Source organism: Streptomyces sp. CB02923 (assembly GCF_001905005.1).
GTDB lineage: Bacteria > Actinomycetota > Actinomycetes > Streptomycetales > Streptomycetaceae > Streptomyces.
This window is the reverse complement of sequence record NZ_LWKZ01000024.1, coordinates 654,425-674,354: the sequence shown is the minus strand read 5'-3', so window position 1 is coordinate 674,354 and position 19,930 is coordinate 654,425. Positions and strand designations below refer to the sequence as shown.

General features: G+C 68.1%; 10 protein-coding genes and 2 pseudogenes. 6 read left to right on the top strand and 6 right to left on the bottom strand.

The window, feature by feature from the left end; genetic code table 11:
• Positions 1–154 precede the first annotated feature (154 nt).
• Positions 155–1,252: a transposase gene (locus A6A06_RS26135; protein WP_073763866.1), complete on the bottom strand. Its 1,098-nt coding sequence runs from the start codon at positions 1,250–1,252 to the stop codon at positions 155–157.
• A 301-nt stretch (positions 1,253–1,553) separates the two neighbouring features.
• On the opposite strand from A6A06_RS26135, the gene A6A06_RS26130 reads away from it, so the two are divergent.
• Together A6A06_RS26130 and A6A06_RS26125 are read left to right on the top strand one after the other, a co-directional pair.
• Entirely contained in the window at positions 1,554–3,065 is a 1,512-nt protein-coding gene (locus A6A06_RS26130) for an MFS transporter (protein WP_079194348.1), read from the top strand.
• 85 nt (positions 3,066–3,150) lie between these two features.
• Positions 3,151–3,594, top strand: coding sequence for a MarR family winged helix-turn-helix transcriptional regulator (locus tag A6A06_RS26125; RefSeq protein WP_073764630.1), 444 nt, complete (start codon positions 3,151–3,153; stop codon positions 3,592–3,594).
• A gap of 174 nt (positions 3,595–3,768) precedes the next feature.
• On the opposite strand, the gene A6A06_RS26120 is transcribed toward A6A06_RS26125, so the two are convergent.
• From A6A06_RS26120 to A6A06_RS26110, 3 genes are all read right to left on the bottom strand, one after another.
• Positions 3,769–5,076 carry a flavin-containing monooxygenase gene (locus A6A06_RS26120; protein WP_073763864.1) on the bottom strand — a complete coding sequence of 436 codons (1,308 nt, stop codon included), beginning with the start codon at positions 5,074–5,076 and terminating at the stop codon, positions 3,769–3,771.
• An 89-nt stretch (positions 5,077–5,165) separates the two neighbouring features.
• Complete coding sequence (locus A6A06_RS26115) at positions 5,166–6,518, bottom strand: phytoene desaturase family protein (RefSeq protein ID WP_079194347.1); 1,353 nt, start codon at positions 6,516–6,518, stop codon at positions 5,166–5,168.
• 1 nt (position 6,519) lies between these two features.
• Positions 6,520–13,641 carry a hybrid non-ribosomal peptide synthetase/type I polyketide synthase gene (locus A6A06_RS26110; protein WP_073763860.1) on the bottom strand — a complete coding sequence of 2,374 codons (7,122 nt, stop codon included), beginning with the start codon at positions 13,639–13,641 and terminating at the stop codon, positions 6,520–6,522.
• A 739-nt stretch (positions 13,642–14,380) separates the two neighbouring features.
• Here A6A06_RS26110 and A6A06_RS42070 point away from each other — a divergent pair.
• Positions 14,381–14,497: pseudogene (locus A6A06_RS42070) on the top strand (IS5/IS1182 family transposase); the annotation flags it as partial.
• Positions 14,498–14,649: 152 nt separating this feature from the next.
• Here A6A06_RS42070 and A6A06_RS26100 read toward each other — a convergent pair.
• Together A6A06_RS26100 and A6A06_RS26095 are read right to left on the bottom strand one after the other, a co-directional pair.
• Positions 14,650–15,107 (bottom strand): annotated as a pseudogene (locus A6A06_RS26100) (transposase); the annotation flags it as partial.
• Between the two features lie 122 nt (positions 15,108–15,229).
• Positions 15,230–16,645, bottom strand: a complete 1,416-nt coding sequence (locus A6A06_RS26095; RefSeq protein ID WP_199931156.1) for a cation:proton antiporter domain-containing protein — start codon at positions 16,643–16,645, stop codon at positions 15,230–15,232.
• A gap of 390 nt (positions 16,646–17,035) precedes the next feature.
• Between A6A06_RS26095 and A6A06_RS26090 the strand changes: the two genes are divergently transcribed.
• From A6A06_RS26090 to A6A06_RS26080, 3 genes are all read left to right on the top strand, one after another.
• Positions 17,036–18,574, top strand: a complete 1,539-nt coding sequence (locus tag A6A06_RS26090) for an amino acid adenylation domain-containing protein (RefSeq protein WP_073763858.1) — start codon at positions 17,036–17,038, stop codon at positions 18,572–18,574.
• 4 nt (positions 18,575–18,578) lie between these two features.
• Positions 18,579–18,848 carry a phosphopantetheine-binding protein gene (locus A6A06_RS26085; RefSeq protein ID WP_073763856.1) on the top strand — a complete coding sequence of 90 codons (270 nt, stop codon included), beginning with the start codon at positions 18,579–18,581 and terminating at the stop codon, positions 18,846–18,848.
• Between the two features lie 74 nt (positions 18,849–18,922).
• Positions 18,923–19,879 carry a chlorinating enzyme gene (locus tag A6A06_RS26080; protein WP_073763855.1) on the top strand — a complete coding sequence of 319 codons (957 nt, stop codon included), beginning with the start codon at positions 18,923–18,925 and terminating at the stop codon, positions 19,877–19,879.
• The last annotated feature ends 51 nt before the right edge of the window (positions 19,880–19,930 follow it).

Sequence of the window (19,930 nt, the reverse complement as noted above, 5' to 3'; positions counted from 1 at the left end):
AGGGTCCGTCAGCAAGCTGACGGACCCTTTCTGCTCGTTCAGAGCGGAGATTTCGGCTTGTGGGCATGCTGGTGGCCCGGCTGTCGCGTCGGGTGGGCGCCGGGTTCCACTGCTCCGGCGGGTGGAGCTGCTCACAGGGGCGGGAACGTGCAGGTCAGCCAGGGTTTGGGAGAGCGTGGAGCCGGTCCGGGGCATCGGTGATCACGTCGGTCCATGGCCAGTGCTTGGCGAGACGGGGGATGCGGCGGCGGCCGGTGCTGACGAGCTGGGCGGCGGCGGAAAACAGCCTCAGTCGCAGGCGGCGGGGCTCCCACAGGCGGGCGTTGCCGGTCATGGCGAGCATCGGCATCCAGGCCGGCAGGTCGAGGGCGATCTGCACGATCTCCAGCCAGATCTGGTTCTGCGCCGCATCGCGCAGGGGCAGGTTGCGCAGGCCGGTGGCGCGGGCGGCGCGGATACGGTCCTCGGCACGTGCCCGCTGACGGTGACGCAGCTCCAGTTCCGCGATCGGCGTGTGGATGGTGTTGGTGGCGAAGCGCGTCAGCCGCATCCCGTCGGCGTCGGCGAAGCGCAACTGGGCGCCGGGATGCGGCCGTTCCTCGCGCACGATCAGCCGCAGCCCCTTGGGCCAGCCGGTCAGGCAGTCGCCGGCCAGTTCGGTGACCCAGGCGCCGTCGCGGACCTCGCCGTCGGGTTCGCCGGACCCGCCCCGGCCATGGTCGACGAATCCCGTCAGCGGGTGGTGGCCGAAGGTCTTCTTCCAGGTCGCGGTGGCGTCCTGCTTCTCGGAGTGTGCCAGGACGAGGACGCCGTCCAGGTCCACGATCACCTGCCCGTCGGCGTCCGGCGCCGCCTCACCGGCCAACCGCCGGACATGTTCGCGGACTTCGGCACGGGCCATGCGGATCGCCACAAGGGCCCGCTCCCCGCCCGATGCAAGCTTGTCCATCAGCCGGGAGACCGTCGGGTCGCAGGCCACCGGCCCGAACACGGCCGGCTCGGCCCGCAGCATGGCGACATTGGCCAGGCAGTCCCCGCCCAGCGCGACCGCCAGCGCCACATCCAGCAGGATCTTGCCCGGATCGTGCACCGCCTGTGGCCGTCGCCACGGCGCCGGCGCCGCCGATATCGCCGTATCCAGACCGCTCTTGCGGACCGATTCCACCAGCAGCACGGCTCCGGCCCGGGAGACCACTCCACGACCGCCGCCCTCGACGCGGACAGACGGGTAGGGCCCGATGCGCTTCTTCACCTCGGAAGTGCTTCTTTCCTCGCAGCCAACAGGGCCCTCAGTAAGTCCTATCGCTGCAGGTCAGGAGCGTTTCTCACATGTGTGATCAAGCCTCGGACAGCGGCGGCGCATCCGGACCGGGAAACCCGGGGTCGCGCACTCCGGTCATGTCGACCGGCCGCCAGACCTTCAGTGGGCGGGCGAGTGGGCGTACAGTGGGAAACTGCGTGCGAATTGCATGCAGTTTTTTCAGGGGAGATCTGATGGGCGGCGACACCATGGCATTGCTCGGCACACGACGGCCCCACTCCGAGGTCCGGTGATGAGCGGGGTGCGTCGCAGCGCACTGATCGGGCCGGTTCTCGTACTGGCCACGCTGGTTTCGAGCATCGTCAGCTCGTTCGGTGCCCCGCTCATCCCCACTGTCGCCCAGGACTTCGATGTGTCGCTGAATGCGGCGCAGTGGTCGCTGACGGTCGCGCTGCTGGTCGGAACGGTCGGCTCACCAGTGCTGGGCCGGCTCGGGGACGGTCCCGGACGGCGGGCGACGCTGCTCGGCGGCCTGGCCGTGGTCACCGCGGGCGGTGTCGTGGCCGCGTTGGCCGACGGCATGGGAATGCTGCTGGTCGGCCGTGGGCTGCAAGGTGTCGGGCTGGGGCTGGCACCCCTGGCGATCGCGACGGCCAGGGACGCCCTGCCGCAGGCCAAGGTGGCGCCGACGATCGCGCTGCTGTCGGTCTCGGCCGCGGCAGGCCTGGGCGCCGGATACCCGATCAGCGGGTTGATCGCCGGGACATGGGGTCTCTCGGGCGCGTACTGGTTCGGGACCGTCGTGTCCGGCCTGACCCTGGCGTGCGTCGCCGTGATCGTGCCGCCGAGCCGGGAGCGGCACGACCCCGGCCGACTCGACTGGCCGGGCGCCGTTCTGCTCGCGCTGGCACTGGTCTCCGCGATGGTGGGCGTGTCCCAGGGCTCGGAGTGGGGCTGGGGCTCGCCTGCGATCACCGGATTGCTGGTGGCCGGGGCTCTGTTGCTGGTGATCTGGAGCGTCCAGCAGCTGCGCGCGGCCGGCCCGCTGGTCCGGCTGCGGCTGCTGCGCCACCCCTCGGTGCTGTCCGGGGACGCCTGCGCCCTGGTGCTGGGTGTCGCGATGTACATGGTGCTCACGGGGATGACGGAGTTCGTTCAATCCCCGCGCTCGGGCGGATTCGGGTTCTCCGCGTCCGCTCTGGTGGCCGGGCTCGTGCTGATCCCGCTCTCCGTCCTCATGTTCGCCAGCTCGCGCGTCCTGCCGAGCCTGGTGGCCCGCATGGGAATCAGGGCGGTGTTGACGCTGGGCTGTCTCGTCGCGGCACTCGGTTCCGGCTTCTTCGCCCTCTTCCACGGAAGTCTGTGGCAGGCCTTCGTGATGACCGGCATCCTCGGTGTGGGCCTGGGCACGACCTTTGCCGCAATTCCCGGCCTGATCGCGCAGTCTGTTCCGGCCCGGGAGACGGGCAGCGCCATCGGCTTCTTCCAGGTGCTCCGCTTCGTCGGCTACTCCCTGGGCAGCGCACTGACCGCTGCCGTCCTGGCCGCCCACCTCGGCGGCACAGGCCACCCGACGGAGGGCGGCTACACGTCGGTGCTGTGGACCTCCAGCGGCATCTGCGTCGTCGCCGCTGCGCTCGCCTGGTTCCTGCCAGCTGGTTCTCCCCAGCCGACGCCAATGGAGGAGACGCCGACGGAGTCCGATCGTGCACGGACCGGCGCCGACGACGGTGAGCCACGCGCCGGAGCGCAGCCCGAGCAGCTCGACGGTGCGCACGCGGGAGGGGCGAACGGTGGCCGGTAGGAGTCCACGACGTGCCCCTCGACAACGACTCTGCCGCGGCCCCCGGGAGGACACGATGTATGCGAGCCACACGTATCATGCCCCCATGGCGGACATAGCTTTGGCGCGGGATCTGGAGCAAGCACTGGGACGGTTGCTGTTGAGGCGGAACCGCAGCGCGCTGTACGACGCGGTCCTCGACGCCGCTCCGGTCGGGGTCGATCGCCAGACCTACCCTGTGCTCAGCGGTTTGGCCCGGCTCGGGCCGCAGACCGCGGCCCGCCTGGCCGACGAGGTGGGAATCGACCGCTCCGGAACGAGCCGCTATGCCGACCGGCTCGAAGCCACGGGGCTGCTCGCGCGCAGTCCCGATCCCAACGACGGGCGGAGCACGCTGCTTTCGCTGACCCCGAAGGGAACCGAAGCTGTGGCGTTGCTCCGGGACGCGCTCACCAAGCACCTCGCGGGCAGGATCCAGGACTGGCCCGACTGGCAGACGCAAGCACTCATCGACGGGATCCACCTGCTCGTCGACGCACCCCAGGGCTGACGGTTTCCCGGGACCAGAACCGAACTCCCCGGCCGTTGCCAGGGAGACCGGGGAGGACCGGGGAGGACGTGGGAGGACCCGACACGGGGTCGGGCCCTCCACCCTGCCGACCGGCTGGCGCGGCCTCACACGACCGCGCTCAACCGGTCGGCAGCTTCATCGGAAACGCCGGGGTCAGTACCGGGCTGACCACACACGCGCCGCCGCTTGGGGCGATTCGTGACGAAGCATGTTGTCCAGCTGGATTTGCCGGGCGACGAACTCGCCGTTGGTGCGCGTGGAGCCGATGAGGAGCGAACGCACCACCCTGCCCTCCGGCAGCCCCGCGTAGTACAGGCCGGACAGTGCACCCACCCCCCGGGTGTGAACGGGCACGCCTTCCTCGTCCAGCACGGCGGCGGGCAGGAGCCGGTAGTCGGGGACGAACCCCGTCGCCCAGACGATCGTCGAGATGTCGTTGTCGAGCAGATTCAGCTCCGGCCCGTAGCTCGACAGAAGGTCCGTATCGACGACGGTGGCGGGTGTCCGAGGGGGGGCCTCCAGCCCCCGCTCCGCGATCGCCGCGTCGATCGCCTTCAGCAGTTCCTGCTCGGCGCCGGCGGCGGCCTCCGCGATCTGCCGGACGTTCTCGTCCAACAGCAGGACGTCTTCTTTCGCGTTCCGCACGGAGCCGACGAGTCGCACGCCCTGCCTCGCGAGGATCGACAGGTTCAGGTCCCTCCCGCCGTCCCGGCCGCTGAGCACCGACGCCCCGGGTATGGAAGGTGAGAGGCCGCGTCCTACCGCCGCGGATTCGAAGTCGCCCTGGACCGAAATGAAGCGCAGCCAGTCGAGCACGCACAGGCCTCGGTAGAAGCGCGGCGCGGTCTTGTGCCGGCCGACGGCGAGGTACACGTCCCGGCCCGATTCCCGCAGGTCCTCGGCCACTTGCTGACCGCTGCTCCCGGCCCCCACGACGAGGACGGCGCCGTCGGGCAGGGACTGCGGATTGCGGTACTGGGAACTGTGGATCTGCGTGACGGAAGGGTCGATGCGGGCAGACAGGTCGGGTATGCGCGGGGAAGAGTACCCGCCCAGGGCCGCGACGAGGTTGCGGGACTCGATGGCCTCGTCGTCACCGTCGACATGGACGCGGAAACGCGCGCCGTCGTACGCGGGGTTGTCGATCGGGGCTTCGACGGATTTCACACGGGTTTTCTCCCGGACGCGAAGACCCATTTCGGAGACGTACCGCTTGAGCCGTTCCGCGACTTCACGCGCCGGCATGAAGCCCTCCGGGTCGTCCCCGTCGTAGGGGCGCCCGGGGAAGTCGACCAGCCGGTTGGGCGTGTTGACGTAGAGGCTGTCCCAGCGTCCGTGCGCCCATGCCTGGCCTATTTCGCCCTGTTCCAAAACCAGGGAATCATAGCCGAGCAGAGCGAGCGAGCCTGCTACGCCACACCCCTGCTGCCCGCCACCGATGATCAGTGTCTCGACGAACATATAAAGCCACTTCTCTCGTTAGTGTGCCTGATTTCTTCAGTCCTGCGGCGCCGTCTGCACGCGAACCATCGGGCAGTTCGCCCTGCGGGTCAGGCGGTACGGGCACGCCCGGCCTCCGGAGCGACCAGCTCGGCAGCCTGAAGACCGGAGAGCACGGCCGCACTCGCGTGGTAGGCGGGCGGGCCGACCGTGTTGCCGACGTGGTAAACGCCGGTCGCGGCGTCGCGGATGGCCGGCTTGCCCGTACCGGCGGGCAGGATGTCCTGGATGGAAACGCGCCGCAGACCGTGCTCGTTCATGAACTGCGTGGGCGAGACGAGCCGCTGGAAGACGATGGCGGAGGCGAATCCGGGAATCATCCTGTCCAGTTCGCCCGTGATGTAGTTCCGTACCGCTGTGCTCGTCGGCTCGTCGAGTTCCTCGACTCCCCGCGGATAGTAGAAGTACACGTTGAAGGACCGGTACGCCTCGGTGGCAGCGCAGGGGAAGATGTGGAACCCGAACCGGCCCGGGAAGCGTCCCGCGTCGAGGGCGGCCATGCTCCGGCCGAGCCCGGCCGGCAGGCTGCCGACGGTGTGGACGCCGGAAGGGAACGGCGCTTCGGGGCGCGTGGCGATATGCAGCGTCGCCAACTGCAGCCCGGAGCGGGGCTCGTTGCTGCTGAACCGCTCCTTCCCGGAGACGACGGTTCGCGTGTGGAATTCTCCGCGTGACGTCGTGACCGCCTTGCCCCCGTCGGTGTCGTGGATCCCGTGGACGTCGGTGTCGTAGTGAATGCTGCCGCCGAGCCGGGACAGCCGCTCGACCAGGGCCTCGGTGATCTGCTCGGGGCCCTCGACGGGGGTGATCAGGTTGTCGTACCCGTAGTCGGGGTTCTTGCTCGTCCCCTGCAGGAACCAGTCGAGCCGGTGCTTTGCGGGGTCGAGGCCGGATACGTACGACGGCAGCGTCCGGAAGTCCGCGTACCCGGGGTCGCGCACGGTCGCTTCGAGAAGCTGTGCCGCACTCTCGAACTTCTCATCGAAGCCCGGCCTGCTGACGGCCTCGGCCAGGCGGTCGCTGTCGGCCTTGTGGCGCGCCAGCGTTTCCTGGGTCTCGGGCGTCGGCGGGAGCACGTACTTTTCGTCTCCCACGTGCCAGACGGACGCGTGCTCGTCGAAGGTGAGGCTCACCCCGATCTCGGAGAGATACCGCCGCATGCTGGATCCGAAGTCGTTGCAGGCGAGCGTGAACTTGTACCCGTTGATGTGGGTGCTTCCGCACAGCCCGCCGGGCACGCTCCGCCGTTCGAGAACGGTCACCGAGCGCCCCCGCTGCAGGAGCGAGATGGCGCTGACGAGGCCGGCCAGGCCCGCGCCGATGACGATCACGTCAGGAACAGCCGCGTGATCACTCTGTTGTGCAGCGTCTTGCTGTGCCGGTTCTGCGTCGCGTGTGGTCATGTCAGCGCGCACCTTCCCTCTGAGTCAGGCGATCATTGAGCAGCTTGGTGATCTGACCGATCTGTGGTTCGTCCATCACCGAGAAGTGGTTTCCGGGGATGGTGTGCATCTCGATGCCGCCCCGGCAGTAGTGCTCCCACCAGGTGTCCGCGTGGGGATCGAGGACCGTGTCGCGCTCCTCGGCCCGGAAGTAGACGGCCTGCACGGGGCAAGGCTTCGGGTAGTAGCGCGCCAGCGCGAGGTTCGTCTGCATCACCACGCCCCTGATCAGCGGGTCTTCGGCGATCGCCGTTCGCAGAGCCGATGTGGATTCGGGCGCGATGCCGAGCAGCGTGTCGACCATCTTCTCCACGTCCTCGACGTCCTTGAGCGCGTGCGAGTCGTCCGAGGTCACGGTGTCGATCATGACGACCAGAGGCGTGTCGATGCCGCGTTCGATCAGCTGGTGCGCCATCTCGTAAGAGACCACTCCGCCGGAGGAGTGTCCGCCGATGATGTGCGGCCCTTCCGGCTGGACCGCCAGCAGCTCGTCAACGTAGCGCGCGGCCATCTCGGGGATGCTCTCGTACGGCTTCTCGCCCTCCTCAAGTCCGACGGCACGGAATGCGTAGACCGAGCGGTCGCTGCCGAGGTTCTTCGCGAACGCCTGGTACGTGAAGACCGTTCCGCCGATGGGCTGGGCCATGAAGACCGGCGTCCGGTCGGGCTTGCCCCGCTGCAGCTCGGTCAGGATTCCCGACCTCGCCTCGCTCTGGGCCGCGCCCTGCCCCGCGAGCTGTTGCAGGTGGCTGACCAGCTCGCCGAAGGTGGGATGCTCCAACAGCAGGTGCGCACCTACCGGGGTGCCGAGTTCCAGGCGCATCCGCGAGCTGAACTCGACGGCCAGCAGGGAGTGCCCACCCTGGTCGAAGAAGTTGTCGTCCTGCGCGGGATCCGCGACGCCGAGCAGGTCGGCCCACACGGTGGTGAGCGTGGTCGTGACCTCGGCGCCGTCGGTGACCGTCGTCGGCGGGCGCTCGGCCGTCGCCGGCGGTGCGCTCTTCTTCGCGGCGACCGCCTGCCGTTCGAACGGGTAGGTCGGCAGCTGGACCCGAGCGTGTGGTGCGTCGGAGTCGAAGGCTTCCCAGTCGATGTCGACGCCGTCGCACCACAGCTGCCCGACGGTCTCCAGCAATGTGTCCCGCTCGGTGCGTTCCGCCGTGGGCGCGGGCAGGGGCGACAGCGCGCGTCGGGCCGTCGCGGCCTGCGGGTGCAGTCGCGCGAGCGTGGCCATCGTCCTGCCCGGCCCGACCTCAAGCAGCACGGTGTTGTCGTCGCCCGATTCCAGGAGCGTCGCGAGCCCCTTCTCGAAAAGGACGGTCTGGCGCAGATGCTTCGCCCAGTACATCGGATCCGTGATCCCGGACTGCGGGAGCCACTCGCCGGTGACGTTGGACACGACCGGCACTCTCGGCGCGTGGCAGGCGATGGTGGCCGCCGAGCGGGCGAACTCGTCCAGGAAGGGTTCCACCAGCGGTGAGTGCAGCCCCGCCTTGATGGGGAGCCGCCGTGCTCGGATGCCGTCGGCTTCGAGCGTCGACCGGAACGCTTCGACCGCGTCCAGCGGCCCGGACACCGTATGGGAGCGGGGTCCGTTCCGCGCCGCTACGGTCAAGGGGTCGGGCAGCCGAGCGGTCAGGCTGTCGCCGTCCAGCGCTACGGCCAGCATCGCCGATTCGGGCAGCTCGTCGCACAGCTTGCCACGCAGGGCAACGAGGTGGGCCGCGTCCTGGAGAGACAGCATCCCGGAGACGCAGGCGGCGCTGTACTCGCCGAGGCTGTGGCCGACGCAAGCGTCCGGGCGGATGCCCCACGAGTCGAACAGGCATGCCAGCGCGTACTCCGTCGCGAAGATGGCCGCCATGTTCCTCGACGGGCGCAGGAGGAGTTCCTCGGCTGCTGCCGCGTCCTTGTCACCGGGGAAGACGAGTTCCCTGATGTCGATGCCGAGGCTTGTGGCGAACAGCTCCGCGCACTGGTCGAGCGCCGCACGGTAGACCTGATGGTTCTCGTAGACGTCCTGGCCCATGCCGACGTGCTGGGTGGTGACCCCGGGAAACATGAAGACCAGCCGGAGGGAGCTGCCCGGATCGGCCACCCCCGTGAGCGCCTGGTGCTGCTCCTCGGGGCGCAGGGCCGAGGCGGCCTCTTCCGCGGTCCGGCAGACGACGGCGCGCCGGTGCCTGAGTGCGCTCCGCCCGTGCCGCAGGGTGAAGGCGACGTTGTCGAGCCGGGGATCCTCCTTGCTCAGATGCTCGGCCAGCCCCTGGGAGACGGTGTCGAGAGCAACTGGTGTGCGAGCCGACAGCGGGATCAGCTCGCTCCGGGCGTTGTTGCGGGTCGGGCCGGGCGAGGGGGGTTCTTCCACGACGAGGTGGGCGTTGGTCCCGCCCATGCCGAACGCGCTGACCGCTGCCCTGCGCGGTCCCGGGCCTGCTTCGGGCCAGGGGATGGTGGTGTCGTTGACATAGAACGGGCTGTTCGGTTTGCCCAGCTCGGCGTTCGGACGCCGGAAGTGCAGCGTCGCCGGTATGACTCCGTTCTTCACTGCCAGTGTGGCCTTGATGAGGCCGGTGACCCCGGCGGCCGCGTCGAGATGCCCCAGGTTGCTCTTGGCCGAACCGAGGGCGCAGAACCCGGCTCGGTCGGTGTCGGCGCGCACGGCCTGGGTCAGCGCACTGACCTCGACGGAGTCGCCGAGAACGGTGGCGGTGCCGTGCGTCTCGATGTAGGAGATGCTCTCGGCCGTGACACCGGAGGCTTCCCAGGCTGAACGGACGACCTGGCGCTGCCCCTCGATGCTCGGTGCGAAGAAGCCGACCTTGAGGGAGCCGTCATTGTTGATGGCCGATCCCCGTATCACCGCGTGCACGGTGTCGTGATCTGCGAGGGCCCGGTTCAGGGGCTTGAGTACGACGATGCCGACGCCGTTGCCGGGCAGGGTGCCCTGTGCGTCCGCGTCGAAGGGGCGGCAGACGCCGTCCGGCGACAGGATGCCGCCGTCCTCGTAGCGGTAGCCCGCGCTCTGCGTCAGCCCCACGCCCCCTGCGAGAGCCATGTCGCAGTCGCCGTCGATGAGACCGCGGCACGCCATGTGGACGGCGACGAGCGACGTGGAGCAGGCTGTCTGCACGTCGACCGCGGGGCCGGTCAGGCCCAGCCGGTACGCGACCTGGGTGGCGAGGTTCTGCCACGGGTTGCCGTTGATGAGGCGCCGTTCGGACGTGCTGCCGGGCTCGGCTCCCGCGGCGGCGAAACGTTCCGCCCAGTCGCGGGGGAACGACGAGCCGCCGTAGACCCCGACACTGGGCAGTCCCTGCGTCTTCGGGCCGTATCCGGAGTCCTCCAGAGCAGCCCAGGCGGTCTCCAGGAACCGGCGCATCTGGGGATCCATGAGGTCCGCGTCCGCGGGGCTGAGTTCGAACAGCCGGGAGTCGAATCCGTCGCGGTCGGCGAGGATGCCGGCCGAGGGAACCCAGTCCGGTTCTTCGGGACCGTCGATGCCGTGCGTGATGCCTTCCCGGCCGTCGCGGAGCAGTGACCAGAGTTCGTCGACACTGCGCGCGCCGGGGAACTGTCCCGACATACCGATGACGGCGATTGCCCGGTCGTCGCCCGGGATCTCCGGCTCGGGCCGGCGTGGCGCGGCCGGGCGTGCTGCTGCCGGCACGTTTTCGACCAGGTCGGCGAGGTGAGCGGAGTACGTGCGCAGTGTCGGGTAGTTGAAGACGTCGATCAACGCCAGGTCGAGGACGTCGAACTGCTCGGTGACCCTTCGGTGGATCTCCGGGACGTGGAGTGAGGAGCCGCCGACGTCGAAGAGCGTGTCGTCCAAGCCGATGTCGGTGACGCCGATCGTCTCTTCCCAGATCGTCCTGACCGCCTCGACCAGCGCCGCCGTACCGCCCGAGATCCGCCGGTCCGGTGGCGTGTCCCGGGCCGGGCGGCCGGTCGTGCGGGTTGTCGCCGGACCGGTCTCCTCCGGCTGTGCCACCCAGTTCCCGACCTGGCGGTCCGGGGCTTCGACGCCCGATTCGAGCAGGCCGCACAGCCCGTTCAGGAGGCGGGTCATCGAGTCTTCGGCAAACAGGTCCGCGCGGTATTCCAGCTCCAGCCGGAGTCCGGGCTCCGCGTCGACACGGTTTGCGATCATGTGCAGCGTCAGGTCCCACTTCGCGCCGATGGGCCGGCCGTGCCGGTACTCGACGTCGATGCCCGCCGAAGTGAAGCTGCGGCGCTGCACCTCCTGCGACACGATCCCGACCTGGAAGATCGGTGTGGGGCCGGCTGCCCGGGAGCCTCCGAACTGGTCGACGAGGTGGGGGAAAGGGACGCCCTGGTGGTCGTGGGCGCCCAGTACGGTGCCCCGTACCCGGCTCAGCAGCTCTCGTACGCTCCCCGGGCCGGAGATGTCGCTGCGCAGCGGGACCATGTTGAGGAAGTAGCCGACCGTCCGGTCGAAGCCGGCCGGGCGGTTGGCCAGCGGGGCGCCGACCACGACGTCGCTGGTTCCCGTCCAGCGGGCGAGCGCCGCCTGGTACGCCGCGAGCACGATCATGAAGGACGTGAGGTGTTCCATGCTGCCCAGCTCGCGCATCCGCCGCACGGTCGTGGGCGAGAGGGTCGCCTGGACGACGGCGGCCGGGCCGGTGGCAGAGGCGGGCCGTTCGTGGTCGAGAGGCAGCTCCAGCTCTGCCGGCGCTCCGTCCAGTTGCCCGCGCCAGTAGGAGATGCTCGGCGCGAAGCCGTCGGTGCGGAGCTGCTGGTTCTGCCAGGCGGCGAAGTCCGCGAAGGGGCGGGCGGGTTCGAACTCGGGGTTCGCGTGCCCCGCCGCTGCGGCGTATGCCTGTGTGAACTCCTCGAACAGCACGTCCAGCGACCACCCGTCAACGGCGACGTGGTGGACGACCAGGACGAGGACATGGGTCTTCGGCTCCACCCGGAGCAGGGCCGCTCGCAGCAGGGGGCCGTGAGCCAGATCGAAGGGCTTGCGGGTCAGCTGCTCTACCAGATCGTTCTGGACCACTGGAGCATCTGTTCCCGACTCGGATGTCAGTTCGTGCAGTTCGAGGGGGATCCGCGTCGGCTCGCTGACGATCTGCTGCAGCTTCCCCTCGACCATCTGCAGATTCGTGCGGAGCGCCGCATGACGGCGGACGAGTTCGGTAAGGGTGTCCTGCACCTTCCCCGGCTCGACGGATCCGCGGATGGTCAGGAGGGCGGTCTCACTGTAGGCGCGATCCTCGGGCGCAAGCTGCTCCTGGAGCCACAACCCGAACTGTCCCGACGTCGCCGCGACCGGGTCGCTCTCGTCATGGGCGTCGATCGTGACCTGGTGGGCCGAGGTCGGACCCTTGCCGTCGGCTCGGTCTTCGATCAGTGTCGCCAGTTCCCTGACAGTGATGCCGCCCAGGACGCACGAGAACGGTAGGTCCGCGCCGTGGTTTCTGCGTATCCAGTCGACGATCCGGCCTGCCATCAGCGAGTCGCCGCCGAGGGAGTAGAAGTCGTCACCGGTACCGACGGGCGTGATCCCCATCAGCTCCTGCCAGTACGCGACCAGGCCGCGCTCGGTTTCCGTCCGTGGCGCGACGTACTCCGTCGACAGGTTCTGCCGGCTGTTCTCCGGCGCTGGAAGGGCGTTCCGGTCGACCTTGTTGTTGGGCGTGAGCGGAAAGCGTGGCATGGGCACGAACGCCGTCGGCATCATGTAGTACGGCAGTCGCTCGGAAACGTGCCGGCGTAGCTCGCTCGCGGCCGGTGGTTCGGCGCTCGAACAGGTTAGGTATGCGGCCAGTCGCTTCTTGCCGGGCTCGTCCTCGCGGAGGAGAACCACCACGTCATTGACGTCCGGGTGAGACGCGAGAGTGTTCTCGATCTCGTTGAGTTCGATGCGGTGGCCGCGCAGCTTGACCTGGTGATCCACTCGGCCGACGAATTCGAAGTCGCCCTCGGAGTTCATGCGGCACAGATCCCCGGTGCGGTACATACGGGCGCCGGGAACGAACGGGTCGGGAAGATAGCGCTCGGTGGTGAGCTCAGGGCGCCCCAGGTAACCTGCACCCACCGGAGCCCCGGAGATGTACAGCTCTCCCGGTTCGCCGTCGGCCACCGGCTTGCCTGAAGAGTCCAGCAGGTGGATCCGGGCGTTCCTGACGGGCCGTCCGAACGGTGGCAGGCCGCCGGCCGGCGGCTCCGAAGGCAGGAACTTCGTCGCGACACACACGGTGCACTCCGTGGGGCCGTAGATCTGCAGCACGTCGAACGGAATGTGCGGCGGCAGCCAGGTGGTGACCTGCTCGCCGCCCGTGACCAGGCACCGCAGGGCGGTCTCGGCCGGCCACTCCTCGGCGAGGCATGCCTCTGCCACTCTCGTGGTCAGGAAGCCGACAGTGATCTGGTTGTCGACGAACCAGCGCACCGTCGCGGCCGGCGAAATGACGACCTCGCGGTGAACGACGTACACCACGGCTCCCGCGGCGAGCGGCGCGAAGATGTCGAGGATCGCCGCGTCGAATCCGAGGTTGGTCGCATGCGCCATCCGGCTGTCCGCGTCGACCACACCGGATTCCAGGCACCACTGGACGAAGTTGCTGATGTTCGCGTGGGTGAGCAGCGCGGCCTTGGGGGTTCCGGTCGATCCGGAAGTGTAGAGCGCGTACGCGATATCGTCGCCCGAAACATCGACGGGAAATTCGGCAGACATTCCCGTCGCGTCTCGTGACGCGTGCATGTCAAGGAGTAATGCCTGTTCTGGTTCGACCCCGACCTTCTCCGCCACGTCCGTCGTGGTGACCGTGAGCGTCAGGCCGCTGTCTTCCCTGATGAAGGCCAGCCGGGAAACGGGCTGTTCGAGCGCGAGCGGCACACAGGTCGCACCTACCTTGAGGATCGCCAGCAGGGACGCCACAGCGTCGATTCCCCGAGGCAGGCACACCCCGACGAGATCGCCGCGCTGCACGTTCCTGGCCAGAAGCTCGGCGGCGATGGTGTCGCTCCGTCGGACCAGGTCGGCATAGGTCACCGACTCGGCTCCGTCGACTACGGCCGGATCGTCGCCGTTTATCGCTGCTTGTTTTTCCACCAGGAGATGGACTGGAGTGTCGGGGCCGGCCGTGGCCGCACGTCCAGGAGCCAACGGCAATTCATCGGCATCCTGAGTCCCCGTCATCTTGGTTTCCGTCAACGGTCGCTGCTCCGCTGCTCTGCTCATGACTGTTTCTCCTCTTCGTACCGTCTCAACAACGAACTACCGGGGATTGTCACTGGATTTTGGGGTGCTCCCCGTCACGTGTATCGCCGCCGGCCCGACACCGGGACATCGGCCACGCCGGGTGAGGTCCACCGTCAGCCGCGCGAGGCCGCGCCCTGCGAGGTGAGGCAAGCGAGCACGCGCTACGCCCTCCCGGTACCTGGCTCGCGATGATTTCCCTGTTGGCGTGTCACGCGAAGTGGCCTGGTCGGAAGGCTTGGTGGGTCAGCGGTCTGTGTGGGAGTGGTTACAGGAGCGGCCGAGGCGGCCGGCAAGAGTGGGCCCGAGGGGCAAGAGCACTCCGCCGCAGGTGCTTGTGGCCTGGCCGCCCGCCGCAGGTGCTTGCGGTGGCCTGGCCGCCCGCCACAGGTGCTTGCGGTGACCTGGCCGCCCTTTTGACCAGCACGTTCCTGTCCATACGACCCCCGTCATGTCCATGCGATGTGCACAGGTCGGAGGACACTAACACGCTTCGTGTGTATCGCACGCAAAATCCCGGAACGGGGAGCTGAACTGCCCAGTACGTCGGGTAGTTGGGAGTTGAAGCCTGCCGTCCGGGAGCTTGCCGGGCGGGGTGAACGTGCAGGCCCTCGCCGCCCCCTTCGGTCGGCTGCGGTGGGCCTCACCGGCCCTGCCCGGCGCCGTCCACGATGTCCGCGCGGCGCGCGAGCACGGCATTGCCGACGCTCGCCGGAGTCGGTGGCCGGTCTTGGTACCGTGGCCTGAGCTCGGGCAGGTTGAGGGCCCGAGTGTCGTCTCGGGTGGACGCCGGGTTCCACTGCTCCGACTGGAGGGTTCTCTCGTAGGGACGGGTGAATCCGCTGGTCAGCCGGGATCCGGCAGGACGGTGAGCCGGTCGAGATGGACGGTCACCGTCCCGTCGGCATCGGGCGCTTGCCGGTCAGCCAACTGCCGGACGCATCCCCGCGCTTTCGGACCGCGCGGAACGGATGGCCTTGCAGAGCTCGGTCGCCGGAGGCGGCGAGGGCGTCGATCAGGCGGGAGACCGTCGGATCCGACGCGACCGCCCCGAACACGGCCGGCTCGGCCCGCAGCATGCCGACATCGGTGAGGCAGTCCCCGCCCAGCGCCACCGCCATGGCGACGTCCAGCAGAATCTTCCCCGGATCGTGGACGGCCCGCGGCTTCCGCCACGGTGTCAGCGCCGCGGATATCGCGGTGTCCAAGCCGGCCTTGCGGACGGTCTCGACGAGTAGCACGCTCCCGGCCTGCGAGACCACCGTCCCGCCGCCGCCCTCGATGCGGACACGCGGGTACGACCCGATGCGCTTCTTCACCTGGAGAGTGCTTCTTTCCGTGCAGCCAACAGGACCCCAGGCACATCCCATCGTTGCAGGTCAGGAACACTCTCCGGTTATTTGATCAAGCCTTGGACACCCCACCTCGTGAAAGCGCGAGGCTAATCCCCTGAGTTCGATCTCGCTGGGAGGGCGGCCCGGGGCACCGGGGCACTGTCCCCCCTCTCGGAGCGGGCCGGCGATGGCTGAGCGGAGCTGAAGCCGAGGCCGCGCAGCAGGGGACTGGTCATGACCGTGGTGACCAGCGCGACGATGGTGAGGATGCCCAGGAGGGACTGATCGATGATCTTGGCCTGGTAGCCGATCTGCAGAACGACGAGTTCGGTGAGGCCCCGGGAATTCAGCAGCACCCCGAGGGCGAGAGCGGGACGCCACCTCATACCCGTCAGTACGGCGCACAGGCTGGGACCGATGATCTTGGCGGCGACCGCGGTGAACAGCAGTGCGGCAAGCGCGAGGAGCAGGGGGCCGTCCCAGCGCAGGATGCCGAGGTCGGTGGTGAGACCGAAACTGAAGAAGAAGAAAGGCAACAGGAGTGGGGTCACCGCGCCGGCCATGCGGTCCGCGACAGCGACGGCCCCCCGGTTCCCGGTCGGCCAGGCCAGCCCGACCAGCAGGGCGCCGATGAGCTGATGAACCCCTACGGCGGCGGTCAGGGCGGAGGCCGCCGTAACACCGACCGCCAGGAGAACGGCGGCTGTGGTGGAGAAGCCTTCCCCATGCTTGACGTGTTCACCACTCTCCCTTTCCGGCCATCGTGTCAGTGTCTGACGGAGCGGGCCGAGGAAGAAGGCGACCACCGCGACGGCCAGCAGGGTGTTGATGAGCAGCTGAGCAGGGTCCGAGCCGTGGGCCAGGGTGAGGATGGCGGCCAGCACCAGCCAGCTTCCCCCGTCGCCCACCGCGGCGGCGAACAGGCTCAACTGGCCGGGCTGCGTGTAGGTCAGTCTGAGGTCCTGCAGGATGCGGGCCAGTACCGGGAAGGCGGTGATGCTCAGGGCGCAGCCGAGGAACAGTACGAAAGCAAGGGGGTGCCCATCGTCGCCGTTGAGGGTGTCCAGCAGGGGCAGGGCGGCGACCGTGCCGGCGGCGAAGGGCACCAGGACGGACGCCTGACTGACCAGAAGTGCTTGCTTGGCCGCCCCCTTGAGGCGGACTCCGGCCAGTTCTCGGCCTACGCCGAACATGAAGAGCACCAGGCCCAGTTGGGAGAGCCCGTTCAGCATCGGCAGGACCGGTTCCGGGAAGAGCCAGTCGGCGGCGGCCGGGGACGCGCGACCGAGAAGAGACGGGCCCATGGCGAGCCCCGCGCAGATCTCGCCGATGACCGGGGGCTGCCCGAGACGCCGGGCGAGCACGCCTCCCAGCTGCGCGGCTGCCAGGACGACGGCAGCGCTGACGAAGAAGTGGCCGGTTGTGTCCAGACCCAGTGACGGCGGTGACCCGGACACCGGCCGGGCGTTCTCCGCCGTGACGCGGGCGGCGACGATTCCGATCAGAGCAAGCGGAAGGATCATCGTCGCGGCAAGAGCGGCCAACCGCCATTTACCCAACATTGTCCCTTTGGTTAAGGAGGTCATTTCAAGCCAATTCCCATCCGGTAGAGACAGAGGCAGTTCCCGGGCAAGTTATTTTCTGGCCAGCGCGAGATGAGGCCGAAAAGATGCTTTCTCCTGCATGGGGCTCATTGTTCAGCGGCGCACAGGCAGGGAGTAGATCGCACGGGTAAACCATTTGTGATCACATGTAATCAACATCACATGTACTTGCATCGGGCACGGGTTGGCCTTGATTGTGGAGCACTGCACAGACGTCGAGCCGCGTTGGACTGATGGATTCATCACACCCAATGGAGCGTTGTGGCAAAAGAGACCCCACCCCCCTCGCCGGCAGATGCAGAGCTTGAGTTGACCCTGGTCGACTTATTTTCCAAGGCGGCCACGGGAGCATTAGGCCGTATTGCCTTGCGAGTTGATGACGAAAAAATCTCTTATGGCCTCCTCTCGTCCTGGGCCGAGGGCGTCGCAGGACTTCTCCGTGACGTCGGGGTGAAAAGGGGCGACCGTGTGGCACTGCGCATGCCGACGGGCGCGAACGCCATAGCCGCCATGCTGGGAATCCTTCGGACCGGCGCCGCTTATGTCCCCCTGGACGTCCGCAATCCGCCCGATCGCAACGCGTTCATCGTCGCCGACAGTCGGGTATCTGCGCTGGTCGGAGATCCCGGGGACACCTTCGGATACACCGGCCCCCTGGTCACCGAGGAGAGCGTGGCAGCCCTGCGGGAGCACCGGGCGCCCGCGAAACCCGGGCCGGAGCTGCCGGGGCCAAAGGACGTCGCGTACATCATCTACACCTCCGGCACCACGGGCCGTCCCAAAGGTGTCCCCATCCGGCACGGCAGCGTCACGGCTCTCCTCGCGGCGACTTCCCGCCTGTTCCGATTCTCTGCGGACGACCGATGGCTGCTTTTCCACTCCATGGCCTTTGACTTCTCGGTCTGGGAGATGTGGGGGGCGCTTTCCACCGGCGCGGAACTGGTCGTCCTGCCGTACTGGACGGCCCGTACCCCGGGAAAGACCGCTCGGTTCGTTCGCGACCGAGGCATCACGGTGCTGAATCAGACGCCAACCGCCTTCAGCGCACTGACCGCCGCAGTCCTGGATGACGGCGCGGACCTGCCGGATCTTCGGTACGTCGTCTTCGGCGGCGAGAAGCTCACGCCTGCCGTGGTGCGCCCGTGGGGAAAGCGCTTCGGTCTGGAGCGGCCGCGCCTGGTCAACATGTACGGCATCACCGAGACGACGGTGCACGCCACGTTCCACCAACTGACCGAGGACGACCTGTCGGGAGACGATTCGGTCATCGGCAGGCCACTGCCCGGCTTCACCCACCGGATCGTCACCGAGGACGGACGGGACGCCGGCCCGGGTGAGCAGGGCGAACTGTGGCTGGCCGGGCCGCAGGTGAGCGAGGGGTACCACAACCGCCCCGAGCTCACCTCCGAACGCTTCACCCCGGGCCCCACGCTCGACCACGGCGGTCCGCCGCCCCGCTACTACCACTCCGGCGACCTGGTCAGTCAGCTGCCCGGAGGAGACCTGGTCTACCACGGCCGGGCCGATCTGCAGGTGAAACTTCGGGGCCATCGCATCGAGCTCAGCGACGTGGAGGCCGCAGTGCGCGCGCACCCCGACGCGGTTGACGCGGTGGTGTGGGTGCAGGATTTCGCACCGGGTGACAGTCGGCTGGTGTGCGCCTATACAGCACGAGCCGCCCAGGAAGACACCGGGCTCGACGCCCGTGCGCTGCGTCGCCATGTGAAGTCGGTCCTGCCGTCCTACATGCATCCCGCACATTATCTGGCGCTGCCGGAACTGCCGCGCACCATCAATGGAAAGGTCGACCGGGCCGCAGCGGTCCGGGCATTCGAGGAGAGGAGATGACGGAATGTCGGAAACCCTGAGCGATACCCCGGAGGCGAAGAGTGTCGAGGAGGTGGAGCAGGCGACCCTGAAATGGGTGTCCGAGCTGCTCGAAGAGCCTCAGGCGCGCCTGGAGGACAACTTCCTGGACCTGGGCGGGCACTCCATGCTTGCCCTGCAGCTGAGCCAGCGGGCGAAGGCCGAGTTCGGCGCTGAATACGACATAAAGGTGCTCTTCGAGGAGAGCATCGCGGACGTCGCTGCTGATCTGTCGGTCCGTACTCGGCGCGGCTGAACGGATAGACCCCTGCCTCTCCGGCACGGAAGGCACGATGAGCGGTAGATCAGCCAACTGAAGGGTGGAAACACGTGAGCACCAGTGCCAGGACTGACTTTCGACTCGGGGCCGACGAGCTGAAGAAATTTGAGCGCGACGGCTTCATCGGTCCCATCAAGATCTATGAGCCGGAAGAAATGGACGAGCGGTGGAACAGCATACGTCGCCAGCTGCCCGACCGGTCTCGTGCCATTTACCCCGATGACGCGCTCGGAGCCGTCACCAATATCTCCAACTACGACCGTCATCTCGACGTCGACCTGCTCTCCGAGCACATCATGAACGAGCGAATCGTCGACCGAGTGGCTTCGATCCTGGGCCCGGATGTCCTGTGCTGGCGCACCGAGTTCTTTCCCAAGTACCCGGGGGACGAGGGGACCGACTGGCACCAGGCGTCCACCTTCGCCAACGCCAGCAAGAAGCCGCAGATCATGTGGCCGTCCGAAGAGGGCCGGCCCGCCTTCGGCGGCACCATCACGGTGTGGACCGCTTTCACCGACTCGACGCTGGAGAACGGTTGCCTCCAGCTCATGCCCGGAACCCACCAGCACATGAACTACGACGAGTCGTTGGCAATGGACTACGACCCGAACGCGATCAACAGCCGCGAGAAGGACGGCGTCAAGCGCGGCTTCTTCGGGTACGACTACCGCCAGCTCCAGAAGGACCCCAACTGGACCCCCGACGAGTCGCAAGCGTTCCCGCTGGTGATGAAGAAGGGCGAGTGCGTCATCTTCTGGTCGACCCTGATGCACGCCTCGCTGCCGCATACCGGGAGCAACAAGGACTACCGCATGGGCTTTGCCGCCCGTTACGTGCCCACCCAGGTACATGTTTACCCCGGGACGGAGACCGTGGCCGAATACGGCGGTGGCATCCCGCTCGACAAGTACGGTGCAGTCGTCGTCTCGGGTGAGGAAACATACGGCATCAACCGCATCGCCAAGGAGAGCCGGACGGGCTACTCCTTCACCCCGCGCCGCTTCTGAGGGACTGTGATATGGCTGGGGCGGCCCTCTCTTCGGGCCGCCCCAGCACAC